The organism is Citrobacter sp. Cpo061 (genome assembly GCF_030332845.1).
Lineage (GTDB): Bacteria > Pseudomonadota > Gammaproteobacteria > Enterobacterales > Enterobacteriaceae > Citrobacter > Citrobacter portucalensis.
In genome coordinates this window covers 17,659-39,025 of sequence record NZ_JAOWHB010000019.1, presented here as the reverse complement: position 1 = coordinate 39,025, position 21,367 = coordinate 17,659, and the positions used below count along the sequence as shown (strand labels likewise).

The following is a 21,367-nucleotide window of genomic DNA, read 5'->3' as shown; positions in this document are numbered from 1 at the left end:
TGCGTTTACCGGGCTTACAAAACCGTAGGCCGGGTCAGGCGAATCCGCCGCCCGGCGATAGCTCTCACTACATCCGCAACATTCCTTTCTCTTCCAGAAACGCGATAATTTTTTCCAGGCCTTCTCCAGATTTTAAATTACTAAACGTCCATGGACGCTCGCCGCGCATGCGCAAGGTATCGCGCTCCATCACCTCCAGCGATGCGCCGACGTAAGGGGCCAGATCGGTTTTATTGATCACCAGAAAATCGGATTTGGTGATCCCCGGACCACCTTTACGCGGGATCTTCTCGCCTTCAGCAACATCGATCACATAGATCGTCAGATCCGCGAGTTCCGGGCTGAAGGTGGCGCTCAGGTTATCGCCGCCGCTTTCCACAAAAATCAGATCCAGATTGCCGAATTTCTCGCTCAGCGCTTCTACGGCGGCCAGATTCATCGACGCATCTTCGCGGATGGCGGTATGCGGGCAGCCACCGGTTTCCACACCAACGATTCTGTCCGGTTCCAGTGCGCCCGCCTCGGTGAGAATGCGCTGATCTTCTTTGGTGTAGATATCGTTGGTCACCACCGCCAACTGATAGCTGCTGCGCATGGCTTTGCATAACGCTTCCAGCAGCGCCGTTTTGCCCGAGCCGACCGGGCCGCCAACGCCCACACGCAGGGGATGCTTGTAGTTACTCATTTTTTCTCCTCAGGAGCGGAATAATCGGGAATATTGGGTTTCATGCCGGGCAGACGCGATAGCGGCCAACGGCGTTGCGGAGCCGAGGCTGGTGTCAGGACACGTCAGCGCCTGTGCCAAACCCTGCGCATAGCGATCGCAGAGCGCAATAATCAAACGCTGGGCCGCCTGTTGTCCAAAAGGAACCAGCTTGACGCCAGCCATGACAGCGCTCTCAATCCAGCTGTAGCCGAGGCTTAACGCCAGCTCCATCAGCGGAATTTTCCAGCGCACGCCCAGCCAGGCCATGCCGCAGAGTTGGCTGTCGACAAAGAGGGTGCGCCATTCTCGCGAGCAATCCGACTCCCAGTCGGTGACCAGCCGCGTAAACGCCGCACCCCGACTGCGTTCTTCATCCCGCAGTTCGCGGGTTTCGCGACAGGCCAGCAGGTAAGCGCTCCAGCGGCGTGCTGCGTCGAGATCGTCCAGCTCGCAGGCGCGATACAGTCTCGCCAGCAGCGGTAGGTCAACGGTAAAAAAGTTTTGCTCCATCTGCTGGATTTGCCAGTCAGAGAAGTCATCGACGCTTTTCACCCAGCCGATTTCTACCGCCCATTCCAGCCCCTGAGACCAGGTAAACGATCCTACCGGGAGACTGCTGCTGGCGAGCTGCATCAGGCGCAGCTGTTGGGTGCTATGCATCAGTGCGCATGGCCGTGGTGATGCCCGTGTGACTCGCTCGCATAGGCACCCGCTTCCGGTTCAAACGGCAACTGGGCGAATGTCACCTCAAGATTGAACTGGCGCAGCATGTCGTCCAGCACATGATCGTGATGGTAACGCAGTTCATCCGGCAGGATTTGCAGCGGAACGTGGCGATTACCGAGGTGATAACAGGCTTTGGCGAGCAGGAAAGGATCGGCGCAGCGCACCACGGAAACCGACTCCGGTGCGGCGATCACTTCGATCACTTCGCTGCCATCGTCGGTACTTAGCAGATCGCCACCGCGCAGCAGCAAACCACGCGGTAGCATTAGCCCGGCTTCGCGACCATCGTTCAGTGCTACCCTGGCGCGACTTTTTACCCGGACATCAATGGGCAGCGTGACGCTTGCAGTAACGCGGTGAGCGTGGTCAAGGCGTTGGGTTAGATAGATCATCGTCACTCCTCAAAACAGAAAATAGCGTTGCGCCATCGGCAAAACATCTGCCGGTTCGCTGGTGATAAGTTCGCCATCAATACGCACCTCGTAAGTCTGAGCATCGACGGTGATATTGGGTTGCAGGCCGTTGTGGATCATGTCGACCTTTTTCACTGTCCGACAGCCTTTGACGACGGCGATAGCGCTTTGCAGATTGAGCTGCTGCGGGATGTTTTGCGCGTCAGCGGCCTGCGAAATAAAGGTCAGCCGGGTGTGGTGCCGCGCCGCGCCAAGCGCGCCGAACATCATGCGGTAATGCACCGGCTGCGGGGTGGGGATCGAGGCGTTGATATCGCCCATTGGCGCGCAGGCGATCATCCCGCCCTTGACGACCGTCGCCGGTTTTACGCCAAAAAAGGCGGGTGACCACAGCACCAGATCGGCCAGTTTGCCAGGCTCAACGGAACCGACTTCATGGGCGATACCGTGGGTTAATGCCGGGTTGATGGTGTATTTGGCGACGTAGCGTTTAACGCGCAGGTTGTCGTTGTCACCGGTTTCTTCTGCCAACGGGCCACGCTGAACCTTCATGCGGTGCGCCACCTGCCAGGTACGCAGGATCACTTCGCCCACGCGCCCCATCGCCTGTGAATCGGACGAGGTCAGGGAAAACGCGCCAATGTCATGCAGCACATCTTCGGCAGCGATCGTTTCCCGGCGAATGCGGGATTCGGCAAAGGCCACGTCTTCGGCGATATCCGGATCGAGGTGGTGGCAAACCATCAGCATGTCGAGATGCTCGTCGATGGTGTTGACGGTATAGGGCAGCGTCGGATTCGTGGAGGAGGGCAGAATATTCGGATGCGCGCAGGCGGTGATGATATCCGGCGCATGGCCGCCGCCCGCGCCTTCAGTGTGAAAAGTATGAATGGTGCGATCGCCAATCGCCGCCAGCGTATCTTCAACGAATCCGGACTCGTTGAGCGTATCGCTATGCAGCGCGACCTGGATGTCCATCTCGTCGGCTACGGTCAGCGCGCAGTCGATAGCGGCAGGCGTGGCGCCCCAGTCTTCATGGATTTTCAGGCCAATTGCGCCCGCGCTGATTTGCTCGCGCAGGGCGTCTGGGTTTGAGCCATTGCCTTTGCCCAGCAAACCAATGTTAACCGGCAACGCATCTGCCGCCTGCAGCATGCGCGCGATGTACCAGGGGCCCGGCGTGCAGGTGGTGGCGTTGGTTCCTGCTGCCGGACCGGTGCCTCCGCCGATCATCGTCGTCACGCCAGAAACCAGCGCCTCCTGCGCCTGCTGTGGGCAAATCCAGTGAATATGCGTATCCACGCCGCCCGCGGTGACGATCTTGCCTTCCCCGGCAATGACTTCAGTTCCCACGCCTATCGGGATCGTGACGTTGGGTTGAATATCGGGATTACCTGCTTTGCCGATGGCGAAGATCCTGCCGTTTTTGATGCCGATATCCGCTTTCACGATCCCCCAGTGATCGACGATCAGCGCGTTGGTGATCACCAGATCCACGCATGCATCGGCGCGCATTTGTCCCTGGCCCATGCCGTCGCGGATCACTTTTCCGCCGCCGAATTTGACCTCTTCGCCGTAGGTGGTGAAGTCTTGTTCCACCTCGATCCACAGGTCGGTATCCGCCAGGCGCACTTTATCGCCGGTGGTTGGGCCAAACATGTCGGCGTATGCCTGCCGGGAAATGTCACTCATTATCTGCCTCCAGTGCGCCCATCACTTCGCTGCGAAAACCCACGATCCTTTGTGCACCAGCAACGCGCACCAGTTCGACTTCGCGTTTTTGTCCCGGCTCAAAACGCACCGCTGTGCCCGCAGCAATGTTCAGACGAAAACCGCGTGCAGCCAGCCTGTCAAAGCGCAGCGCCGGGTTCACTTCGTAAAAGTGATAGTGCGATCCCACCTGGATGGGTCTGTCGCCATGATTTTCCACCACGATCGTGCAGATCTCCCGCCCTTGATTAAGCGCAATATTGCCTTTTGCGATCTGATATTCACCTGGGATCATTGCTGCTCCTTAGACGATCGGATTGTGGACGGTGACCAGCTTCGATCCGTCCGGAAATGTGGCTTCAACCTGAATATCCGGGATCATCTCCGGTACGCCTTCCATCACCTGATCGCGGCGCAGGACGTGACGCCCGTCTTCCATCAGCGCGGCCACGGTTTGCCCGTCCCGCGCCCCTTCCATGATGAAAGCACTAATTAGCGCCACCGATTCCGGGTAGTTCAGCTTCAGCCCGCGGGCCAGGCGACGTTCCGCCACCAGCGCGGCGGTAAATAGCAACAGCTTGTCTTTTTCTCTGGGAGTCAGTTCCATAAGGGTTCTCTTAGGTTTGCCAGATTCGCGGGAGTACGGGCGCTTTATGTGTCAGCAGCGGGCGCAGAAATTGCCAGATGTCGCGCATAACGCGCTGGACAACCAGGTTGTCGCTAGCAAGAAAACGGATTGTCAGCAGCGAATCGTTAAGCGTTGCCCCGGCGTAATCGCCAAGCGCCGTAAGCCGCTCCCGCGTGCCCTCGAGCATATGTTCGCTGGCCGGATAACACAGCAACGTGCCGACCCAGGGATGATGTGCGACGCCGCTCAGATTCCCCTCCTGCAACTGCAAGCGTTCTATCAGCAGTGGCTGCCCATCTCGCCATACTTCCAGGCGGTTTTGCAGCGTGCCGTAACTGAAGGTCTCCTGCATAACCGGTCGGCCAAGACACAGCAGATCCCAGGCCAGCAGGCGGCTTGCGGATGTCAGATGAAAGACGGTCTGAATAGCGGCGTTGGCGCCGGGAAAGAGGATCGTATCCTGCGGCAGCCACTCCAGCGTCGCGTGGGGTGCGAGGGTAAAATGCTGGCGCAGCAATGCCTGCGGTCCACGGCTGCGGTAAAACTTTCCCGCGCCAGGCTGGGTGATTAACGCGTGGCTGTTTTCGTCGAGCGTTACGGCGATATGGAGCTCATCCCCGCCGACGATCCCCGCCGGTGGATGAAGCAAATAGAGATGGCAAACGTCCTCTTCCGGGTAAAACGGGCGTTGAACCGTCAATGGACCATGATGACGCGCCGAGGCGAGCACCGTTTTGTGCCCGGTGCAGGTAAAATGCAGATCCAGTTCGGCCTGCCAGCCCCGTGTGAGTGTCTCGTGCTCAACCGTGTCCAGAGCGTTTCCCCTATCAGCATGAGGGTGTTTGCATACAAAAAATTATGCCTCAGCGCATCGGGAAATCGATCATATGAGAAGCTTATGGATAAAGGGGCGACAATACGTCGCCCCACCAGGGTTTTACAGTAAAACGAGGGGCATCCAGACCAGACCGGTAATCACCAGCAGCACGAGGAAAATCAGGCCAAAAATAGCACCGAGTCGCCAGTAATCCACCGTTGGCAAATAGCCGCTGCCGTAGTAGATAGGGCTAGGGCCGGTGGCGTACGGGGTCAGAATGCTGCCCAGACCAATGGCGGCGCCGACCATCAGGCAGAAGACAGGTAGCGGGATTTCCGGCATTGCCAGCGCGGCGGCAATCATCATCGGTGCGAGGGCGGAGGTATAGGCTGTGGCGCTGGCAAAGAAGTAACGCAGCAGATAGAACACCACGATCAGCGCTACCATCACCATCATCGGCGAATAACCGCTCAGCCCATTTGCCAGCAGCTTGCCGAACCAGGTAATAAAACCGGTGTTATTGAGCCCGGTGGCCAGCGTGATCAGCGAGGCCAGCCAGAAAAAGACGTTCCATGCGGCTTTATTGCTGACGATGTCATCCCAGCTAATGATGCGCAGCACCAGCATCAACGCCACCACGCTGTATCCGACCATCGCAGCGTCAATATAATCGCCGCCGAAGATCCACAGCACCAGCGCGCCGACCATCAGCACCAGCATCTTTTTCTCGCGAGCGCAGAGCGGTCCCATCGCTTTTAGTTCGGTATCCGCCCAGCGTGGAACCTGATCGCCGGATTTCAGCACCGGTGGATACAACACGTACGCCAGCCACGGCACAATCAGCACCAGTAAAATGCTCAGCGGCAGCATGCCTAAGAACCAGTCACCCCAGCTTAGCGCGGTGTGGGACGCGCCTTTCATCAGACCGATCAACAGCAGGTTCGGCGCCATCGCCGTTAAGAAAATAGCGCTGGTGACGCAGTCAGCGACAATACCCATCCACATGATGTACGAGCCAATAGAGCGTGAACTGGCGCTATTGGGTTGTGAGTTATACAGCGGCGGCAGGTTGCGGATAATCGGGTAGATTATTCCGGCCCCACGGGCGGAGTTGGAAGGTGTGACGGGAGCGAGGATAAGTTCGGAGAACATCACCGCATAGCCGAGAAACAGCGTCCTATGCCCCATCTTTTTCACCAGCATCAGCGCGATTCGCCGACCGAGTCCGGTTTTCTCATAGCCAGTACCAAACATAAAGGCCGCGAAGATCAGCCAGATGACCGAGTTTGAAAAGCCAGATACCGCCCACGACAGCGATTTGGCGGTAAATTTAAAACCGTCCTGCGCGAGTTGCTCCGGGCTGAACAGCAGCCATGGTGAAAGGACGGCGATGATCGAAATGCCAATCATCGCCACTACCGCGCCCGGTACAGGTTCCAGAATAAGCCCGACAATCACACCGGTAAAGACGGCAAAATAGAGCCAGGTGTGGCTCTCAAGACCGGTGGGGACGGGTAGAACAGCAATAATGGCGATGACCACCAGCGGAGCCAGGTATCGCCACCAACCAGCTAAAGGTGCCATTGTTGTATCCCTACGAAAGGGGAGAGGCGTAGCGCCTCTCCGGGAGGGTTATTTGATGTAATGCACGTGCTCGCAGATTTCATCGACGATAGGGTCGCGACGTTCAGCGAACAGCTTTTTGTTTTCAGCGATCAGGTTATTGCCGTGGGTATCGATGGAAACGATCAGCGGGCCGAACTCTTTTACCCGACACACCCACAGGGACTCCGGCATGCCGAGTTCCGTCCAGTGCACCTCTTCGATCTCCTCAACCTGGGTTGCCGCCACGACTGCGCAGCCTGCCGGGAAGATGACGTGCAGCGCTTTAAACTGCTTGCAACCTTCTTCCGTCAGCGGTCCCATGCCGCCCTTGCCGACCACCAGTTTGACGCCAGTCTGTTCGATAAAGTCTTTCTCAAACGCTTCCATACGCATGCTGGTGGTTGGGCCGACGGAAACCATTTCCCATTTTTCACCGTTCTTACGTACGATCGGGCCTGCGTGGAAAATGGCTTTGCCGTTCAGGTCATAAGGAATCGGGCGCTTCAGTTCGATCAGGCGGCGGTGGCAAACGTCACGGCAGGTCACCAGCGTACCGGTCAGGTAAATGACATCGCCAACGCGAATGTCTGCCAGATCTTCGGCTTTGATCGGGGTTGTGAGGATCTTTTTCATAACGCGCTCCGGGTGTGAGACAGGTTTTCGAAGGAGAGGTCAGCATGAACCAATAGCGTGCCGCGACGGTGGGCCCAGCAGCCAGTAGAGACGGCAACGCCGATAGTCGACGGGTGGCGCGCGGCGGATTCGATATGCACGCCCATCACCGAGCTATTACCGGTCAATCCTTGCGGACCAATGCCCAGACGGTTAAGTCCTTCTTCCAGACGCAGTTCCAGTTCGGCCGCTTTCGGATTCGGATGACGTGAGCCGATAGGGCGCAGCACCGCTTTACGAGAAAGAACGGCGGCGGTTTCTACGGAGGTGGCAATACCTACGCCCACCAGCACCGGCGGACAGGCGTTGACTGCCAGCGTGGAGATATTTTCAAAAACAAATTTCACCACACCTTCGTAGCCCTCAGAAGGCATTAACACTTTCGAGCGTCCCGGCAGCGTACAGCCGCCGCCTGCCATGTAGACTTCGATTTCCGCGTCATCGTTATCAGGGATTATGTCCCAGGTGACCCACGGCACACCGGTACCTGTATTTTTGCCGGTATTCACTTCGTCAAAAATCTCGACCGCGTTATGGCGCAGAGGCGCTTTTACCGTGGCGTCTTCAACGGCCTGCTTCAGAATGCTTTGCAGTTCGCCGAGGAGCGGAAAACGGGAACCGACCTTCACGAAGAACATAATCTCGCCGGTGTCCTGACAGGCTGGGCGGTTCAGGTCGATAGCTTTCTGCATGTTGTCAAACATGGTGTGGTAGATGATTTTACCCATCGGCGAGGTTTCGCCTTCACGCAGCTTTTTTAATTTATCCACGACGTCATCGGGCATGCGGGTAGAAATCATGGCGGTAAAATCGGCGACAATGTTAGTCAGCGTATTTATCGCATTTTGGTTATTTTGATTGCTCATCTTGTTAACTCCAGTTCTTTTATTTATCTGGAAATAAATTCTCCGCCACAAACTACCACTAAAAATGTGGATTAATATTATTTGCCACTGTGAATATCTAATTAACAGTTCGTGAATGATGGCCGGATAAGGCAATAAAAATTGCGCAAAGGCAGGGTTTAAGACGCATGAGAGAATTACACTGCGGTGAACAACATTACGGATAGACCGATCATGCTGAACACGTATCCCCTGGCGAAAGACCTGCAGGTGTTGGTTGAAATTGTGCATAGTGGCAGCTTCAGCGCCGCCGCCTCGACGCTGGGGCAAACGCCGGCGTTTGTGACAAAACGCATTCAGATCCTAGAGTCCGCGCTGGGGACGACGCTGCTAAGCCGCTCTGCGCGTGGTGTAGCGCTCACGGAGAGTGGTCAACGTTGCTATGAACATGCGCAGGCGATCCTCGCGAGTTATCAGCATCTGGTCGATGACGTCACGCAACTCAAAACGCGCCCGGCAGGGATGATTCGTATCGGCTGTAGTTTTGGCTTTGGGCGCAGTTATATTGCACCGGCAATTACCGAATTGATGCATAGCTACCCTGAATTACAGGTGCATTTTGAGCTTTACGATCGGCAAATTGATTTGGCGCAGGATAATATCGATTTGGATATTCGTATTAATGACGAGATACCGGATTATTATATTGCGCATTTGTTAACGAAAAACAAAAGAATATTGTGTGCGGCCCCACCGTACTTACAAAAATACGGTGAGCCGATGACGTTACAGGAATTAAGTCGTCATGATTGTCTGGTCACCAAAGAACGCGATATGACTCACGGGGTGTGGGAACTGGACAATGGTCAGGAGAAAAAGTCGGTCAAGGTGGCGGGACATCTTTCCTCTAACAGCGGTGAGATTGTGTTGCAGTGGGCGCTACAGGGAAAAGGGATTATGTTGCGTTCCGAATGGGATGTGCAGCCGTTTCTGGCCAGCGGTGAACTGGTGCGTGTGCTGCCGGACTATGCGCAGAGCGCTAATATCTGGGCGGTTTATCAGGAGCCGCTGTATCGCAGCGTGAAGCTGCGCGTGTGCGTGGAGTTTCTGGCGACGTGGTGTCAAAACCGATTAGGCAAACCGGTGGAGGGGTATCACATCCCCCACGCCGGATAAGACGCCGTTGCGTCGCTATCCGACAATAAAATCACTCGGGGTCTCGTTCGCGTTTTTTCTTCAGCTTGGTCCAGATCTTCGGCTCCTGACGACGCCACAGACGCTGAATGTTGTCATGGTGACGAAGCAGAATTAAGCACGACAGCATGGACACCGGGAAAGTGAACTGGGGATTGAACCACCAGACGTAAAAAGGGGCGATCAACGCGCTGACGATAGCGCCTAACGACGAGTAGCCGCTCAACAGGACAGTCAGCAGCCAGGTTCCCGCCATTACACCCGTTAAGTCCCAACCAATTGGCGCAATCGCGCCAAAGGCGGTAGCAACGCCTTTCCCACCTTTAAAGCCGAAGAATACCGGCCAGATGTGTCCCAGACAGGCGGCGATTGCGATCAATCCCAGCCAGAAGGGGCTGACGCCTAGCGCATAGGCACCCCAGACGGGTAACATACCTTTCAGGACGTCGAAAATCAGTACCGCGACGGCGGCTCCCTTGCCACCGATGCGCAGCACGTTTGTCGCGCCCGGATTCCCAGAGCCGCTGTCGCGCGGGTCCGGCAATCCAGCAAGGCGGCATACCAGAATAGCACTGGAAATTGAGCCACAGAGGTACGCGAAGATAATCATTCCAGGCGCGATTGCACTCATAAGCTGTTCCGTTTTGAAAATGTCGTGTAAAACGCTACTTCTGTGGATAATACGCATATTTCGCCGGAAGTGGTATCCGGGTTAGCCAAAAAGCAGGCAGGTCGTGATGGATATTGTATTTATAGAGCAACTTTCTGTAATCACCACTATTGGTGTTTACGACTGGGAACAAACGATCGAACAACGGTTGGTGTTCGATATCGAAATGGCATGGGATAACCGCAAATCGGCTAAAAGCGATGATGTGGCTGATTGCCTGAGCTATGCTGATATTGCTCAAACGGTTGTTAATCATGTGGAAGGTGGGCGCTTTGCGCTGGTAGAACGGGTTGCGGAAGAGGTGGCAGATCTGCTGCTTAGCCGCTTTAATTCTCCCTGGGTACGGATCAAACTCAGTAAACCTGGCGCGGTAGCCCGTGCGGCGAACGTCGGGATTATCATTGAGCGTGGCAATAATCTGAAAGAAAATAATTAATTTAATAATTTCTAAAACAAACGGGTATAAAAGGGTCCTTTCGTCGGCTCTTTTTTGCCGTGGTTTCTCTATCTAGGGGTTTATTAATGAGTGATATGCACTCGCTGCTGGTGGCGGCAATTTTGGGTGTGGTCGAAGGATTGACGGAATTTTTACCCGTTTCCAGTACCGGCCATATGATTATTGTTGGCCACCTGTTGGGTTTTGAGGGTGACACTGCGAAAACATTCGAAGTGGTTATCCAGTTAGGTTCTATCCTGGCCGTTGTGGTGATGTTCTGGCGACGTCTGTTTGGCCTGATCGGTATTCACTTCGGCAAGGCTCCGCATGAAGGCACTGGCAAAGGTCGGTTGACGCTGGGACATATCCTGTTGGGGATGATTCCAGCCGTGGTACTGGGGCTAATCTTCCACGACACCATCAAATCGCTGTTTAACCCGATCAACGTGATGTATGCGCTGGTGGTGGGTGGTGTACTGCTGATTGCCGCAGAATGCCTGAAGCCGAAAGAACCGCGTGCGCCGGGTCTGGATGATATGACCTATCGCCAGGCGTTTATGATTGGCTGTTTCCAGTGTCTGGCGCTGTGGCCGGGTTTTTCTCGCTCCGGGGCGACGATTTCTGGCGGCATGCTGATGGGCGTGAGTCGTTACGCGGCCTCGGAATTCTCCTTCCTGTTGGCCGTGCCGATGATGATGGGCGCGACGGCGCTGGATCTCTACAAGAGCTGGTCTTTCCTTAGCGCATCAGATATCCCGATGTTTGCAGTCGGATTTGTGACAGCGTTTATCGTGGCGCTGGTGGCGATCAAAACCTTCCTGCAACTGATTAAACGCATCTCGTTCATTCCGTTTGCGATTTACCGCTTTATTGTGGCGGCGGCCGTTTACGTCGTGTTCTTCTGATGACTTACCGTGGTGCCGGATGGCGGCGTTCCGCCTTATCCGGCCTACGGGTTATATCCATTTCGAACCTGTAGATCGGATAAGCACAGCGCATCCGGCAACGCAGTGTCTACGCTTTCGGGCAACGCTGCTCCTTCCAACTGGCTACCGCCGCGATGCGACGCCGGGTCAGTTCTTCACGAATTGCCTGACCTTTGAATCCAGCTTCAACCACGTCTTTCGTTGGCACCGCCTGCGCAACCTGCCAGGCTTCGCGCAACAGTCTGCCTTGCGGATAATCTGCCGCTTCAAAACCGGTTCGCCCACGCACATCGGCCTCGCTGGTGAGGGCGATTTGCTCCACGCGTTGCGGTTTGCGCCAGGCATCGATGGAATCAAACAGCTTAACGATGGTTTTCGGCTGCAGGAGCGGGAAGGTATGAATGAGGTCGTGGAACTCGGAAACCAGTTTGGCTAAATCACGGATGTCATTCGGCACGCGCAGGCGTTGGCACAGTTGTTCGACAAGCTTAACACCTGCCGGACCGTGGCCGTGATGGCGCGGCCACAGCGCTTTAGGCGTCAATGCCTTGCCAAGATCGTGGCACAGCGTAGCAAAACGCACGTCGACCTCCGGACTTAACATGGCTGCCATCGACAGCGTCATCAGCGTGTGAATGCCGGTGTCGATTTCCGGATGCCACTGCGCGGGAGCTGGAACGCCAAACAAAGCATCCACTTCCGGAAACAGGACGCGCAGTGCGTCGCAGTCGCGCAGGACCTGGAAAAATACCTGTGGGTTACGGGTGGTTAATGCGCCTTCGGTTTCTTTCCACACCCGCTCTGATGTCAGATGCTCCAGTTCACCAGCGGCGGTCATGTCACGCATTAGCGTCATGGTTTCGTCAGCAATCCGAAAACCGAGATGTGCGTAGCGGGCAGCAAAGCGTGCCACGCGCAGTACGCGCAGCGGATCTTCGCTAAAGGCAGATGAAACATGGCGCAGCAGACGGTTTTCCAGATCGTCGCGTCCGTTATACGGGTCGATAATCTCCCCGTCGTCATCGCGGGCGATTGCGTTGATGGTCAGGTCACGACGCTGAAGATCGGCCTCCAGCGTGACATCTGCGGCGGCATAGCAGGTGAACCCGGTATACCCCGAGCCTGACTTACGTTCGGTACGCGCCAGCGCATACTCTTCGCGGGTTTGCGGATGCAGAAACACGGGAAAATCGCGGCCTACCTGCTGGTAGCCCGCGTCGAGCATCTCTTGCGGCGTGGCGCCAACAACAACCCAATCTTTATCTTTAATCGGTAGCCCTAATAACGCATCCCGAACAGCACCACCGACCAGATAAATCTTCACGCCACTTTCCTTTTGAAAACTATGATCCCTTAATCATATGTCAGTGTGGCGGAGAAGGCGATTCAGTTCATCCAGCGATCTTTGCGTTTACGGCTTGGGATCATGTGTGGCAGAACCAGGCCGAGCAGCAGACCAAGACCCAACACGCCGCCACCGTACATAAACCACTGCATGATGATGGTGCGCTGTTTGTCATCAAGCTGAAGGTTGGCTGCGCTGACCTTCTTTTGCGCCACGATAAGCTCGTTTTTCAGCTTCTGGTTTTCTTGTTTCAGCCCGTCGATCACGCTGTCGCTTTGCGCTACCTTTTGCTGCATATCAGCGGTGCGCTGGTTCCACGTGGTATCGATATTATTGAGCTTATCGGTCAAGGTCTTAACCTGGTTTTCCAGGTCGGGAACGCGGGTACGCAGGCTCGGCGTACTGTTCAGCTCTTTCAGTGGGATCCAGGCGGTACGTCCGGTGCTGTCTTTCACCTGGCCGTAGTTAGTGTTGGCATCGGTCTGTAATAGCGTGACTTCCTCGCCGGCGTTAACCGTACCCACGAGGCGATAATTATCTCCCGGACCGCTGCGGACCCAGGTGTTCAGTTCGTCAGAGACATAGCGCTTTTCTTCGGCATGAGAGACTGCAGTGGCGCTAAGTGCGAGTAAAGTTAATCCAATCAGGCGTAATTTTGGCATCAGGCTGTCGTTATTGTCATAGAAAGTGGAACGATAGTAGTGGCATCAGTGTCTCTACGCAAAGCATTCGACATCAATCGGAATCATCTGTGTCCTTTTTGCCACCACTCGAAACTTTTACGCCCGTCAAATTGCTCGTTGCATGGCAATTTGGCGCAAAATACTATCTACTGACCATAAAGAACGAACTTAGTTCGCAGTCAGTTTTCTCAACTGTGACATAACCCATAAGTACAAGACCATGGCCCAGGAAATCGAATTAAAATTTATCGTCAATAGTGACGCTGTAGATGCGCTACGTGAACGTCTGAATACGCTGGGGGGAGAGCATCATGCGCCCAGCCAGTTGCTGAATATCTACTACGAAACACCGGATGCGTGGTTGCGTGGTCACGATATGGGGCTGCGTATTCGCGGTGAAAATGGTCATTACGAAATGACCATGAAAATTGCCGGACGCGTGACGGGCGGACTGCACCAACGGCCGGAATATAACGTTGCGCTAAACGCGCCTGAGCTGGACCTCACCTTGTTCCCAACGGAAGTCTGGCCTGATGGCGAGCTGCCTGCTGAACTTGCTTCTCAAGTGCAGCCGTTGTTCAGCACCGATTTTTACCGTGAGAAATGGTTGGTTGATGTTGATGGCAGCCGGATTGAAATGGCTCTCGATCTGGGGGAGGTGAAAGCGGGCGAGTTTGCAGAACCTATCTGTGAGCTTGAACTTGAACTGCTAAGCGGCGATACCCGTGCGGTACTGAAGCTGGCAAACCAGCTGGTTTCGCAAACCGGTTTACGCCAGGGTAGCTTGAGCAAAGCAGCGCGCGGTTATCACCTGGCTCAGGGGAATGCGCCGCGCGAACTCAAACCGACACGCATTTTGAAAGTTCCGGCGAAAGCGAGTATTGAGCAGGGGCTGGAAGCGGCGCTGGAGCTGGCATTATCACAGTGGCAGTACCATGAAGAGCTGTGGGTGCGCGGCGTTAAAGGGGCGAAAGCCGAGGTGCTGGCGGCTATGGGCCTGGTGCGTCACATTCTGATGCTGTTTGGCGGTAATGTACCGCGAAAAGCGAGCGCTCACTTACGTGATTTGTTGACCCAGTCGGAAGCGATCATTTTGTCGGACGTTTCTGCTGTATCGGCGGTTTACAGCACGCAAACGGCAATGGCCAAGCTGGCGCTGACCGAATGGCTGGTGACCAAAGGATGGCAGCCGTTCCTTGATGCGAAGGCGCAGGGAAAAATTGCCGACTCCTTTAAGCGTTTCTCTGATACCCATCTTTCACGCCATGCCGCTGAGCTGAAGACCGCTTTTGCGCAGCCGCTGGGCGATCAGTACGCCGATCAGCTTCCTCGTTTGACGCGCAACATTGATAGCATGCTGATGCTGGCGGGATACTACGACGAAAATGTCGCATCAGAATGGATCGCCAACTGGCAGGGTTTGCGTCACGCCATTGCGGCCAATCAATATATTGAAATTGAACACTTCCGCAATGAGGCGATTGCGCTGGAACCTTTCTGGCTGCACAGCGGAAAACGATAATCAGGGCCGAGGCCGGGATGCCTGATGGCGCTGCGCTTATCAGGCCTACGCGATGTGTGTAACTGTCATGTAGGCCGGATAAGGCTAAACGCCGCCATCCGGCACCATTCAAAGGATAACCCGTAAATGAAGCAGCTCTCTTCACCGTTACAGCAGTACTGGCCGACCGTTGTTGAGCGGCTGCCAGCAGCAATATCTGAGTCCTCGCTTAGCGTTCAGGCGAAGTCAGTACTTACATTCAGTGATTTTGTCCGTGACAGCATTATTGCCCATCCTGAATGGCTGGCTGAGCTGGAAAGCACCCCACCCCTGGCGGATGAATGGCAACACTATGCCGACTGGTTACAGCAAACATTGGCTGACGTCAGCGATGAAAACACGCTGATGCGTGAGCTACGCCTGTTTCGCCGACGTATCATGGTGCGTATCGCTTGGGCACAGACGCTGTCGCTGGTGACCGAAGAGAGTATTTTGCAGCAGCTAAGCCATCTGGCTGAAACGTTGATCGTCGCCGCGCGCGACTGGTTATACGCTGCCTGCTGTCGCGAATGGGGTACGCCCTGTAATCCTGAAGGTGTGGCGCAGCCGCTGCTGATTTTAGGCATGGGGAAACTGGGCGGCGGCGAGCTGAATTTTTCCTCCGATATCGACCTGATTTTTGCCTGGCCTGAGCACGGCAGTACGCAGGGCGGGCGCCGTGAGCTGGATAACGCCCAGTTCTTTACCCGTTTGGGCCAGCGGCTCATCAAGGTATTAGATCAGCCCACAATGGATGGGTTTGTCTATCGGGTGGATATGCGTTTACGCCCATTTGGCGACAGCGGTCCGTTGGTACTGAGCTTCTCTGCGCTTGAGGATTATTACCAGGAGCAAGGGCGCGACTGGGAACGCTATGCGATGGTCAAAGCCCGCATTATGGGCGATGCCGACGGCACTTATGTCAGCGAGCTTCGTGCCATGCTGCGGCCTTTTGTTTTCCGTCGCTATATTGATTTCAGCGTGATCCAGTCGCTGCGTAACATGAAAGGGATGATTGCCCGAGAAGTGCGCCGCCGTGGCCTGAAAGACAACATCAAGCTGGGGGCGGGCGGTATTCGTGAAATCGAATTTATCGTGCAGGTATTCCAGCTGATTCGCGGTGGGCGTGAACCATCGCTGCAATCCCGCTCGCTGTTACCGACGCTTAGCGCCATCAATGCGCTGCACCTGCTGTCTGATACCGATACGGAACAACTGCGAGCAGCCTATCTCTATTTACGCCGCCTGGAAAACCTGCTGCAAAGCATCAATGATGAACAGACCCAAACGTTGCCAGGCGATGAACTGAATCGCGCGCGGCTGGCGTGGGGGATGAACGTTGATGACTGGCAGCAATTAACTGATGTGCTGGCCAATCATATGGACAACGTACGCCGGGTATTTAACGAGCTGATTGGCGATGACGAAGCTGAAACCCAGGAAGAGTCGCTTTCAGAACAGTGGCGCGAACTGTGGCAGGATGCATTACAGGAAGATGACACCACGCCGGTGCTGACGCATCTGGCTGATGACGATCGCCGGCGCGTGCTGTCTCTGATTGCTGATTTCCGTAAAGAGCTGGATAAACGCACCATTGGTCCACGCGGACGCCAGGTGCTGGATCATTTAATGCCGCATCTGCTGAGCGATGTCTGTACGCGTGACGACGCCTCAGTCCCGCTATCGCGCATTACCCCTCTGCTGGTGGGGATTGTTACCCGTACGACCTATCTGGAACTGCTAAGCGAATTCCCCGGGGCGCTGAAGCATCTGATTTCGCTCTGTGCGGCCTCGCCGATGGTCGCCAGCCAGCTGGCGCGGTATCCGCTGTTGCTCGATGAACTGCTGGATCCGAACACCCTGTATCAACCCACCGCGACGGATGCTTACCGTGATGAGCTGCGCCAGTATTTGCTGCGCGTGCCGGAAGATGACGAAGAGCAGCAACTTGAGGCTCTGCGCCAGTTTAAGCAAACGCAGCTACTGCGTATTGCTGCGGCTGATATCGCCGGTACGCTGCCGGTGATGAAGGTGAGCGACCATTTAACCTGGCTGGCGGAAGCTATTATTGATGCGGTAGTCCAGCAGGCGTGGACGCAGATGGTCGCGCGCTACGGTCAACCCACTCATCTTGGCGAACGCGAGGGGCGTGGCTTTGCCGTCGTCGGTTATGGCAAGCTGGGCGGCTGGGAACTGGGTTACAGCTCGGATCTCGATTTGATCTTCCTGCATGACTGTCCGATGGACGTGATGACGGACGGTGAGCGTGAGATTGACGGGCGACAGTTCTATCTGCGTCTGGCGCAGCGCATTATGCACCTCTTCAGTACCCGTACTTCGTCCGGTATTTTGTACGAAGTGGATGCGCGTTTGCGTCCGTCAGGGGCGGCGGGAATGCTGGTGACATCAGCTGATGCTTTCGCCGATTATCAGCGTAACGAAGCCTGGACATGGGAGCATCAGGCGCTGGTGCGTGCTCGTGTAGTGTACGGCGACCCGCAGTTGACCTCTCAGTTTGATGCGATTCGTCGCGATATCATGACCCTCGTCCGCGATGGGAAAACCTTGCAGACCGAGGTGCGCGAAATGCGTGAGAAAATGCGTGCCCATTTGGGCAATAAGCATCGCGATCGTTTTGATATCAAAGCGGATGAAGGCGGCATCACAGATATTGAGTTTATTACGCAGTATCTGGTGCTGCGCTATGCGCATGAAAAACCGAAGCTGACGCGCTGGTCGGATAACGTGCGCATTCTGGAATTACTGGCGCAAAACGACATTATGGACGAACAGGAAGCGCTGGCGCTTACCCGTGCTTATACGACGTTGCGTGATGAACTTCACCATCTTGCATTGCAGGAACTTCCGGGCCATGTGGCGCCGGAGCACTTCGACGCTGAACGTACACTGGTGCGTGACAGCTGGCAGAAGTGGCTGGGTGCCGAGTGAAGTGTGCTATTATCGCGCGCAAATTTTAAGACACTCAGAGAATCTCTCAGGAGACAGGAATGAAAGTAACTCTGCCAGAGTTTGAACGTGCAGGAGTCATGGTTGTCGGTGATGTGATGCTGGATCGCTACTGGTACGGTCCTACCAGCCGTATTTCACCTGAAGCGCCTGTTCCGGTGGTAAAAGTGGATACCATCGAAGAACGTCCCGGTGGCGCAGCAAACGTGGCGATGAACATTGCCTCTCTGGGAGCGAATTCGCGCCTGGTGGGCCTGACCGGCATTGACGACGCGGCGCGTGCGCTGAGCAAAACGCTGACGGATGTAAACGTAAAATGTGATTTCGTATCCGTGCCGACCCATCCGACGATCACCAAACTGCGCGTGCTTTCCCGCAATCAGCAGCTGATTCGCCTGGATTTCGAAGAAGGTTTTGAAGGTGTGGATCCGCAGCCGCTGCACGAGCGTATTAACCAGGCGCTGGGTTCTATCGGTGCTCTGGTGCTCTCCGACTACGCCAAAGGCGCGTTGGCAAGTGTGCAGCAGATGATTGCTCTGGCGCGTAAGGCTGGGGTGCCGGTGCTTATCGATCCGAAAGGAACCGATTTTGAACGCTACCGTGGCGCAACGCTGCTGACGCCGAACCTGTCTGAGTTTGAAGCGGTGGCGGGCAAGTGCAAAAGCGAAGATGAACTGGTTGAACGCGGCATGAAAGTGATTGCTGATTTCGACCTTTCCGCACTGCTGATCACGCGATCCGAGCAGGGGATGACGTTGCTGCAACCGGGCAAATCGCCGCTGCATATGCCGACGCAGGCGCAGGAAGTGTATGACGTGACCGGTGCAGGCGATACGGTTATCGGCGTGCTGGCGGCGACGCTGGCGGCGGGTAACTCACTGGAAGAGGCGTGCTATTTTGCTAACGCCGCAGCCGGTGTTGTCGTTGGTAAGCTGGGGACCTCCACTGTTTCTCCGATTGAACTGGAAAACGCCGTGCGCGGGCGGGCTGATACTGGTTTTGGCGTGATGAGCGAATCTGAGCTGAAACAGGCCGTTGCCAGCGCCCGCAAGCGCGGCGAGAAAGTGGTAATGACCAACGGTGTGTTCGACATCCTGCATGCGGGCCATGTTTCCTATCTGGCGAATGCGCGCAAGCTGGGCGATCGCCTGATCGTGGCGGTCAACAGCGATGCTTCGACCAAACGTCTGAAAGGTGAAACTCGTCCGGTCAACCCGCTGGAACAGCGTATGATCGTACTGGGCGCGCTGGAATCCGTCGACTGGGTGGTCTCTTTTGAAGAAGATACGCCGCAGCGCCTGATTGCTGGTATTCTGCCGGATCTGCTGGTCAAAGGCGGCGACTATAAGCCAGAGCAGATTGCGGGCAGTGAAGAGGTGTGGGCGAACGGCGGTGAAGTGCTGGTGCTGAACTTCGAAGATGGCTGCTCCACGACAAATATCATCAAGAAGATCCAGAAAGATAGCGATAAATAACACCTGAAAAGTTTGCCGGATGGCGGTGTGAACACCTTATCCGGCCTACGTGACGTAACGTTTGTAGGCCGGATAAGACGCTTTCGCGTCGCCATCCGGCATTTTTACGTTTTATTCTTGAGCCACAGCGCTACTTTCCACTGATTTTAACAGCTCGGCCAGTGCTGACAGCGAACCGCTGGACAATCCAATTTCACTTAACAGCGAGTCAATCAGCGGCGCTTGTGTACGATAAGGAAGAGTTGTCGGAAACTGTGAACCCGCGCAGTAGGTTTGCGCACAATATGTACAGAATAACTTCGTATCCAGGGAAATACTGAAATTAGAAAAAGCATATGGCCTTAGCAGATATTCAATAACTGGAGGGTATGCTCATGAACAGCAATATGTATTCACTGAACAATTTCGATTTCCTGGCCCGTAGTTTTGCCAGGATGCAGGCTGAGGGCCATCCCATTGATATCCAGGCGATAACCGGGAATATGGATGAAGAACATCGTAGCTGGTTTTGCAAACGCTATGCGCTGTACTGCCAGCAAGCGACGGAAGCCAGGAAGCTAGAACTGGAACACTAACAGAAAAACGGGCCTTGCGGCCCGTTGTCGTTTTTACTCTTGCGGATCAACTGATGGGATCGCGGGGGCTGGCTTAACGTCTGCCGTTTTATCACGTGATTCAAGCTCAGTCAGACGTTGCTCAAGCAGCGCCAGCTTTTCACGCGTGCGCAATAAAACCTGAGTCTGTACATCGAATTCTTCGCGGCTTACCAGATCCAGACGGGTCAGCTGTGACTGCAGCGTTTGACGAATTTTCTTCTCGACGTCTTCGCCAAACTCGCGGATCCCTTTCGGCATCGACTCGTGAACCTGACGAGCAATCTGCTCAATTTTTTTCGGGTCAATCATTGTGGTTTCCCTGAACTGGTACGTGTTGCTGCCTATTGTAGTGCGAACTGGCACAGGCATAAACCAGAATTGTGTGAAGCTAAGACGAGTAAAGGCGTTGATGAAGGTAATCAATAGCGTTATAGTTAACCCGCTTATTCTCAGGGCGGGGCGAAATTCCCCACCGGCGGTAAATCAACTGATGTTGAAAGCCCGCGAGCGCTTTTTGTTACGGCAAAAAGGTCAGCAGATCCGGTGTAATTCCGGGGCCGACGGTTAGAGTCCGGATGGGAGAGAGTAACGATCCAGTCGGGCATGGACCCGCTCACGTTATTTTTTTGCCGCTTAGACGGTACTCCTAAGACTGCCCTGATTCTGGTAACCATAATTTTAGTGAGGTTTTTTTACCATGAATCAGACGCTACTTTCCTCTTTTGGTACGCCTTTCGAACGTGTTGAACATGCGCTGTCTGCGCTGCGTGAAGGACGCGGTGTAATGGTGCTTGACGACGAAGACCGTGAAAACGAAGGCGATATGATTTTCCCGGCAGAAACCATGACCGTAGAACAGATGGCGCTGACTATCCGTCACGGTAGCGGTATTGTTTGCCTGTGCATCACTGAAGACCGACGCAAACAGCTCGATCTGCCAATGATGGTGGAAAATAATACCAGCGCTTACGGTACCGGTTTTACCGTGACCATTGAAGCCGCAGAAGGCGTAACCACCGGCGTTTCCGCAGCAGACCGTGTTACAACGGTGCGTGCGGCAATTAAGGATGGCGCAAAACCTTCCGATCTTAACCGTCCGGGGCACGTTTTCCCGCTGCGTGCTCAGGCAGGCGGCGTGTTGACCCGCGGTGGTCATACTGAAGCAACCATCGACCTGATGACGCTGGCAGGGTTTAAACCAGCCGGTGTGCTGTGCGAACTGACCAATGATGACGGCACCATGGCCCGTGCGCCAGAGTGCATCGAATTTGCCGGTAAGCATAATATGGCTGTAGTGACTATCGAAGACCTGGTGGCTTACCGTCAGGCGCATGAGCGCAAAGCCAGCTAATTGCTGACTACCGCGACAACCGTGGTAGGGATAAAAAAAACCGAAGTCAGTTTTCTGACTTC

General features: G+C 55.1%; 22 protein-coding genes, 1 pseudogene and 1 riboswitch. Of the genes and pseudogenes, 8 read left to right on the top strand and 15 right to left on the bottom strand.

What is annotated here, in order from left to right:
• Window positions 1–67: 67 nt before the first annotated feature.
• The 10 genes from ureG to ttdA form a co-directional block, all read right to left on the bottom strand.
• On the bottom strand, window positions 68–685 hold the full coding sequence (gene ureG / locus OGX97_RS01485; protein ID WP_003838095.1) for an urease accessory protein UreG: 618 nt from the start codon (window positions 683–685) through the stop codon (window positions 68–70).
• Between the two features lie 9 nt (window positions 686–694).
• Window positions 695–1,366 (bottom strand): urease accessory protein UreF, encoded by a 672-nt coding sequence (locus tag OGX97_RS01480; protein WP_149608038.1) that lies wholly within the window; start codon window positions 1,364–1,366, stop codon window positions 695–697.
• On the bottom strand, window positions 1,366–1,824 hold the full coding sequence (gene ureE, locus OGX97_RS01475; protein ID WP_048225570.1) for an urease accessory protein UreE: 459 nt from the start codon (window positions 1,822–1,824) through the stop codon (window positions 1,366–1,368). The genes OGX97_RS01480 and ureE overlap by 1 nt, the downstream gene beginning before the upstream one ends.
• A 9-nt stretch (window positions 1,825–1,833) precedes the next feature.
• Window positions 1,834–3,537: an urease subunit alpha gene (gene ureC, locus OGX97_RS01470; protein ID WP_235126634.1), complete on the bottom strand. Its 1,704-nt coding sequence runs from the start codon at window positions 3,535–3,537 to the stop codon at window positions 1,834–1,836.
• Entirely contained in the window at window positions 3,530–3,850 is a 321-nt protein-coding gene (locus OGX97_RS01465) for an urease subunit beta (protein WP_003828455.1), read from the bottom strand. The genes ureC and OGX97_RS01465 overlap by 8 nt, the downstream gene beginning before the upstream one ends.
• Before the next feature lie 9 nt (window positions 3,851–3,859).
• Complete coding sequence (locus OGX97_RS01460) at window positions 3,860–4,162, bottom strand: urease subunit gamma (RefSeq protein ID WP_003024678.1); 303 nt, start codon at window positions 4,160–4,162, stop codon at window positions 3,860–3,862.
• A 10-nt stretch (window positions 4,163–4,172) separates the two neighbouring features.
• Window positions 4,173–4,997 (bottom strand): urease accessory protein UreD, encoded by an 825-nt coding sequence (locus OGX97_RS01455; RefSeq protein ID WP_235127575.1) that lies wholly within the window; start codon window positions 4,995–4,997, stop codon window positions 4,173–4,175.
• Window positions 4,998–5,120: 123 nt separating this feature from the next.
• The gene (locus OGX97_RS01450) at window positions 5,121–6,584 is read right to left on the bottom strand and encodes an anion permease (protein ID WP_048225566.1); all 1,464 of its coding nucleotides are present in this window, start codon (window positions 6,582–6,584) and stop codon (window positions 5,121–5,123) included.
• Between the two features lie 48 nt (window positions 6,585–6,632).
• A complete protein-coding gene (gene ttdB / locus OGX97_RS01445) occupies window positions 6,633–7,238 on the bottom strand; it encodes a L(+)-tartrate dehydratase subunit beta (protein ID WP_003828447.1) in 606 nt (201 codons plus the stop codon).
• Window positions 7,235–8,143: a L(+)-tartrate dehydratase subunit alpha gene (ttdA, locus tag OGX97_RS01440; RefSeq protein WP_235126642.1), complete on the bottom strand. Its 909-nt coding sequence runs from the start codon at window positions 8,141–8,143 to the stop codon at window positions 7,235–7,237. The genes ttdB and ttdA overlap by 4 nt, the downstream gene beginning before the upstream one ends.
• Before the next feature lie 213 nt (window positions 8,144–8,356).
• Between ttdA and ttdR the strand changes: the two genes are divergently transcribed.
• A complete protein-coding gene (gene ttdR, locus OGX97_RS01435; RefSeq protein ID WP_241176394.1) occupies window positions 8,357–9,298 on the top strand; it encodes an L-tartrate utilization transcriptional activator TtdR in 942 nt (313 codons plus the stop codon).
• Between the two features lie 31 nt (window positions 9,299–9,329).
• On the opposite strand, the gene plsY is transcribed toward ttdR, so the two are convergent.
• Window positions 9,330–9,947, bottom strand: a complete 618-nt coding sequence (plsY, locus tag OGX97_RS01430; protein WP_003828443.1) for a glycerol-3-phosphate 1-O-acyltransferase PlsY — start codon at window positions 9,945–9,947, stop codon at window positions 9,330–9,332.
• Window positions 9,948–10,053: 106 nt separating this feature from the next.
• On the opposite strand from plsY, the gene folB reads away from it, so the two are divergent.
• Both folB and bacA read left to right on the top strand, forming a co-directional pair.
• Complete coding sequence (gene folB, locus OGX97_RS01425) at window positions 10,054–10,422, top strand: bifunctional dihydroneopterin aldolase/7,8-dihydroneopterin epimerase (protein ID WP_235126645.1); 369 nt, start codon at window positions 10,054–10,056, stop codon at window positions 10,420–10,422.
• Window positions 10,423–10,508: 86 nt separating this feature from the next.
• Window positions 10,509–11,327 (top strand): undecaprenyl-diphosphate phosphatase, encoded by an 819-nt coding sequence (gene bacA, locus OGX97_RS01420; RefSeq protein WP_003828439.1) that lies wholly within the window; start codon window positions 10,509–10,511, stop codon window positions 11,325–11,327.
• Window positions 11,328–11,436: 109 nt separating this feature from the next.
• On the opposite strand, the gene OGX97_RS01415 is transcribed toward bacA, so the two are convergent.
• Window positions 11,437–12,672 (bottom strand): multifunctional CCA addition/repair protein, encoded by a 1,236-nt coding sequence (locus OGX97_RS01415; protein ID WP_235126652.1) that lies wholly within the window; start codon window positions 12,670–12,672, stop codon window positions 11,437–11,439.
• A gap of 62 nt (window positions 12,673–12,734) precedes the next feature.
• Window positions 12,735–13,355 (bottom strand): TIGR04211 family SH3 domain-containing protein, encoded by a 621-nt coding sequence (locus OGX97_RS01410; protein WP_003828434.1) that lies wholly within the window; start codon window positions 13,353–13,355, stop codon window positions 12,735–12,737.
• A 241-nt stretch (window positions 13,356–13,596) separates the two neighbouring features.
• On the opposite strand from OGX97_RS01410, the gene OGX97_RS01405 reads away from it, so the two are divergent.
• The 3 genes from OGX97_RS01405 to hldE all read left to right on the top strand — a co-directional run bounded on the left by OGX97_RS01405 (window position 13,597) and on the right by hldE (window position 19,358).
• Window positions 13,597–14,898, top strand: a complete 1,302-nt coding sequence (locus OGX97_RS01405) for a CYTH domain-containing protein (protein WP_204191886.1) — start codon at window positions 13,597–13,599, stop codon at window positions 14,896–14,898.
• Window positions 14,899–15,024: 126 nt separating this feature from the next.
• The gene (gene glnE / locus OGX97_RS01400; protein WP_191215397.1) at window positions 15,025–17,865 is read left to right on the top strand and encodes a bifunctional [glutamate--ammonia ligase]-adenylyl-L-tyrosine phosphorylase/[glutamate--ammonia-ligase] adenylyltransferase; all 2,841 of its coding nucleotides are present in this window, start codon (window positions 15,025–15,027) and stop codon (window positions 17,863–17,865) included.
• 59 nt (window positions 17,866–17,924) lie between these two features.
• A complete protein-coding gene (gene hldE, locus OGX97_RS01395; protein WP_003828429.1) occupies window positions 17,925–19,358 on the top strand; it encodes a bifunctional D-glycero-beta-D-manno-heptose-7-phosphate kinase/D-glycero-beta-D-manno-heptose 1-phosphate adenylyltransferase HldE in 1,434 nt (477 codons plus the stop codon).
• Between the two features lie 111 nt (window positions 19,359–19,469).
• Here hldE and OGX97_RS01390 read toward each other — a convergent pair.
• Window positions 19,470–19,598, bottom strand: a pseudogene (locus OGX97_RS01390) (hypothetical protein); the annotation flags it as partial.
• A 128-nt stretch (window positions 19,599–19,726) separates the two neighbouring features.
• On the opposite strand from OGX97_RS01390, the gene glgS reads away from it, so the two are divergent.
• Window positions 19,727–19,933: a cell surface composition regulator GlgS gene (gene glgS / locus OGX97_RS01385; RefSeq protein WP_008785836.1), complete on the top strand. Its 207-nt coding sequence runs from the start codon at window positions 19,727–19,729 to the stop codon at window positions 19,931–19,933.
• Window positions 19,934–19,966: 33 nt separating this feature from the next.
• On the opposite strand, the gene ubiK is transcribed toward glgS, so the two are convergent.
• Window positions 19,967–20,263: a ubiquinone biosynthesis accessory factor UbiK gene (gene ubiK, locus OGX97_RS01380; RefSeq protein WP_020996337.1), complete on the bottom strand. Its 297-nt coding sequence runs from the start codon at window positions 20,261–20,263 to the stop codon at window positions 19,967–19,969.
• Window positions 20,264–20,395: 132 nt separating this feature from the next.
• Window positions 20,396–20,545: riboswitch (FMN riboswitch) on the top strand.
• A gap of 106 nt (window positions 20,546–20,651) precedes the next feature.
• On the opposite strand from ubiK, the gene ribB reads away from it, so the two are divergent.
• Window positions 20,652–21,305 carry a 3,4-dihydroxy-2-butanone-4-phosphate synthase gene (ribB, locus tag OGX97_RS01375; protein WP_003828424.1) on the top strand — a complete coding sequence of 218 codons (654 nt, stop codon included), beginning with the start codon at window positions 20,652–20,654 and terminating at the stop codon, window positions 21,303–21,305.
• The last annotated feature ends 62 nt before the right edge of the window (window positions 21,306–21,367 follow it).

What these genes read in the sequence shown, in the direction of transcription:
- ureG (WP_003838095.1), bottom strand. Translation starts at nt 685, where the DNA reads ATGAGTAACTACAAGCATCCCCTGCGTGTGGGCGTTGGCGGCCCGGTC.
- OGX97_RS01480 (WP_149608038.1), bottom strand. Translation starts at nt 1,366, where the DNA reads ATGCATAGCACCCAACAGCTGCGCCTGATGCAGCTCGCCAGCAGCAGT.
- ureE (WP_048225570.1), bottom strand. Translation starts at nt 1,824, where the DNA reads ATGATCTATCTAACCCAACGCCTTGACCACGCTCACCGCGTTACTGCA.
- ureC (WP_235126634.1), bottom strand. Translation starts at nt 3,537, where the DNA reads ATGAGTGACATTTCCCGGCAGGCATACGCCGACATGTTTGGCCCAACC.
- OGX97_RS01465 (WP_003828455.1), bottom strand. Translation starts at nt 3,850, where the DNA reads ATGATCCCAGGTGAATATCAGATCGCAAAAGGCAATATTGCGCTTAAT.
- OGX97_RS01460 (WP_003024678.1), bottom strand. Translation starts at nt 4,162, where the DNA reads ATGGAACTGACTCCCAGAGAAAAAGACAAGCTGTTGCTATTTACCGCC.
- OGX97_RS01450 (WP_048225566.1), bottom strand. Translation starts at nt 6,584, where the DNA reads ATGGCACCTTTAGCTGGTTGGTGGCGATACCTGGCTCCGCTGGTGGTC.
- ttdB (WP_003828447.1), bottom strand. Translation starts at nt 7,238, where the DNA reads ATGAAAAAGATCCTCACAACCCCGATCAAAGCCGAAGATCTGGCAGAC.
- ttdA (WP_235126642.1), bottom strand. Translation starts at nt 8,143, where the DNA reads ATGAGCAATCAAAATAACCAAAATGCGATAAATACGCTGACTAACATT.
- ttdR (WP_241176394.1), top strand. Translation starts at nt 8,357, where the DNA reads ATGCTGAACACGTATCCCCTGGCGAAAGACCTGCAGGTGTTGGTTGAA.
- plsY (WP_003828443.1), bottom strand. Translation starts at nt 9,947, where the DNA reads ATGAGTGCAATCGCGCCTGGAATGATTATCTTCGCGTACCTCTGTGGC.
- folB (WP_235126645.1), top strand. Translation starts at nt 10,054, where the DNA reads ATGGATATTGTATTTATAGAGCAACTTTCTGTAATCACCACTATTGGT.
- bacA (WP_003828439.1), top strand. Translation starts at nt 10,509, where the DNA reads ATGAGTGATATGCACTCGCTGCTGGTGGCGGCAATTTTGGGTGTGGTC.
- OGX97_RS01410 (WP_003828434.1), bottom strand. Translation starts at nt 13,355, where the DNA reads ATGCCAAAATTACGCCTGATTGGATTAACTTTACTCGCACTTAGCGCC.
- OGX97_RS01405 (WP_204191886.1), top strand. Translation starts at nt 13,597, where the DNA reads ATGGCCCAGGAAATCGAATTAAAATTTATCGTCAATAGTGACGCTGTA.
- glnE (WP_191215397.1), top strand. Translation starts at nt 15,025, where the DNA reads ATGAAGCAGCTCTCTTCACCGTTACAGCAGTACTGGCCGACCGTTGTT.
- hldE (WP_003828429.1), top strand. Translation starts at nt 17,925, where the DNA reads ATGAAAGTAACTCTGCCAGAGTTTGAACGTGCAGGAGTCATGGTTGTC.
- glgS (WP_008785836.1), top strand. Translation starts at nt 19,727, where the DNA reads ATGCTCATGAACAGCAATATGTATTCACTGAACAATTTCGATTTCCTG.
- ubiK (WP_020996337.1), bottom strand. Translation starts at nt 20,263, where the DNA reads ATGATTGACCCGAAAAAAATTGAGCAGATTGCTCGTCAGGTTCACGAG.
- ribB (WP_003828424.1), top strand. Translation starts at nt 20,652, where the DNA reads ATGAATCAGACGCTACTTTCCTCTTTTGGTACGCCTTTCGAACGTGTT.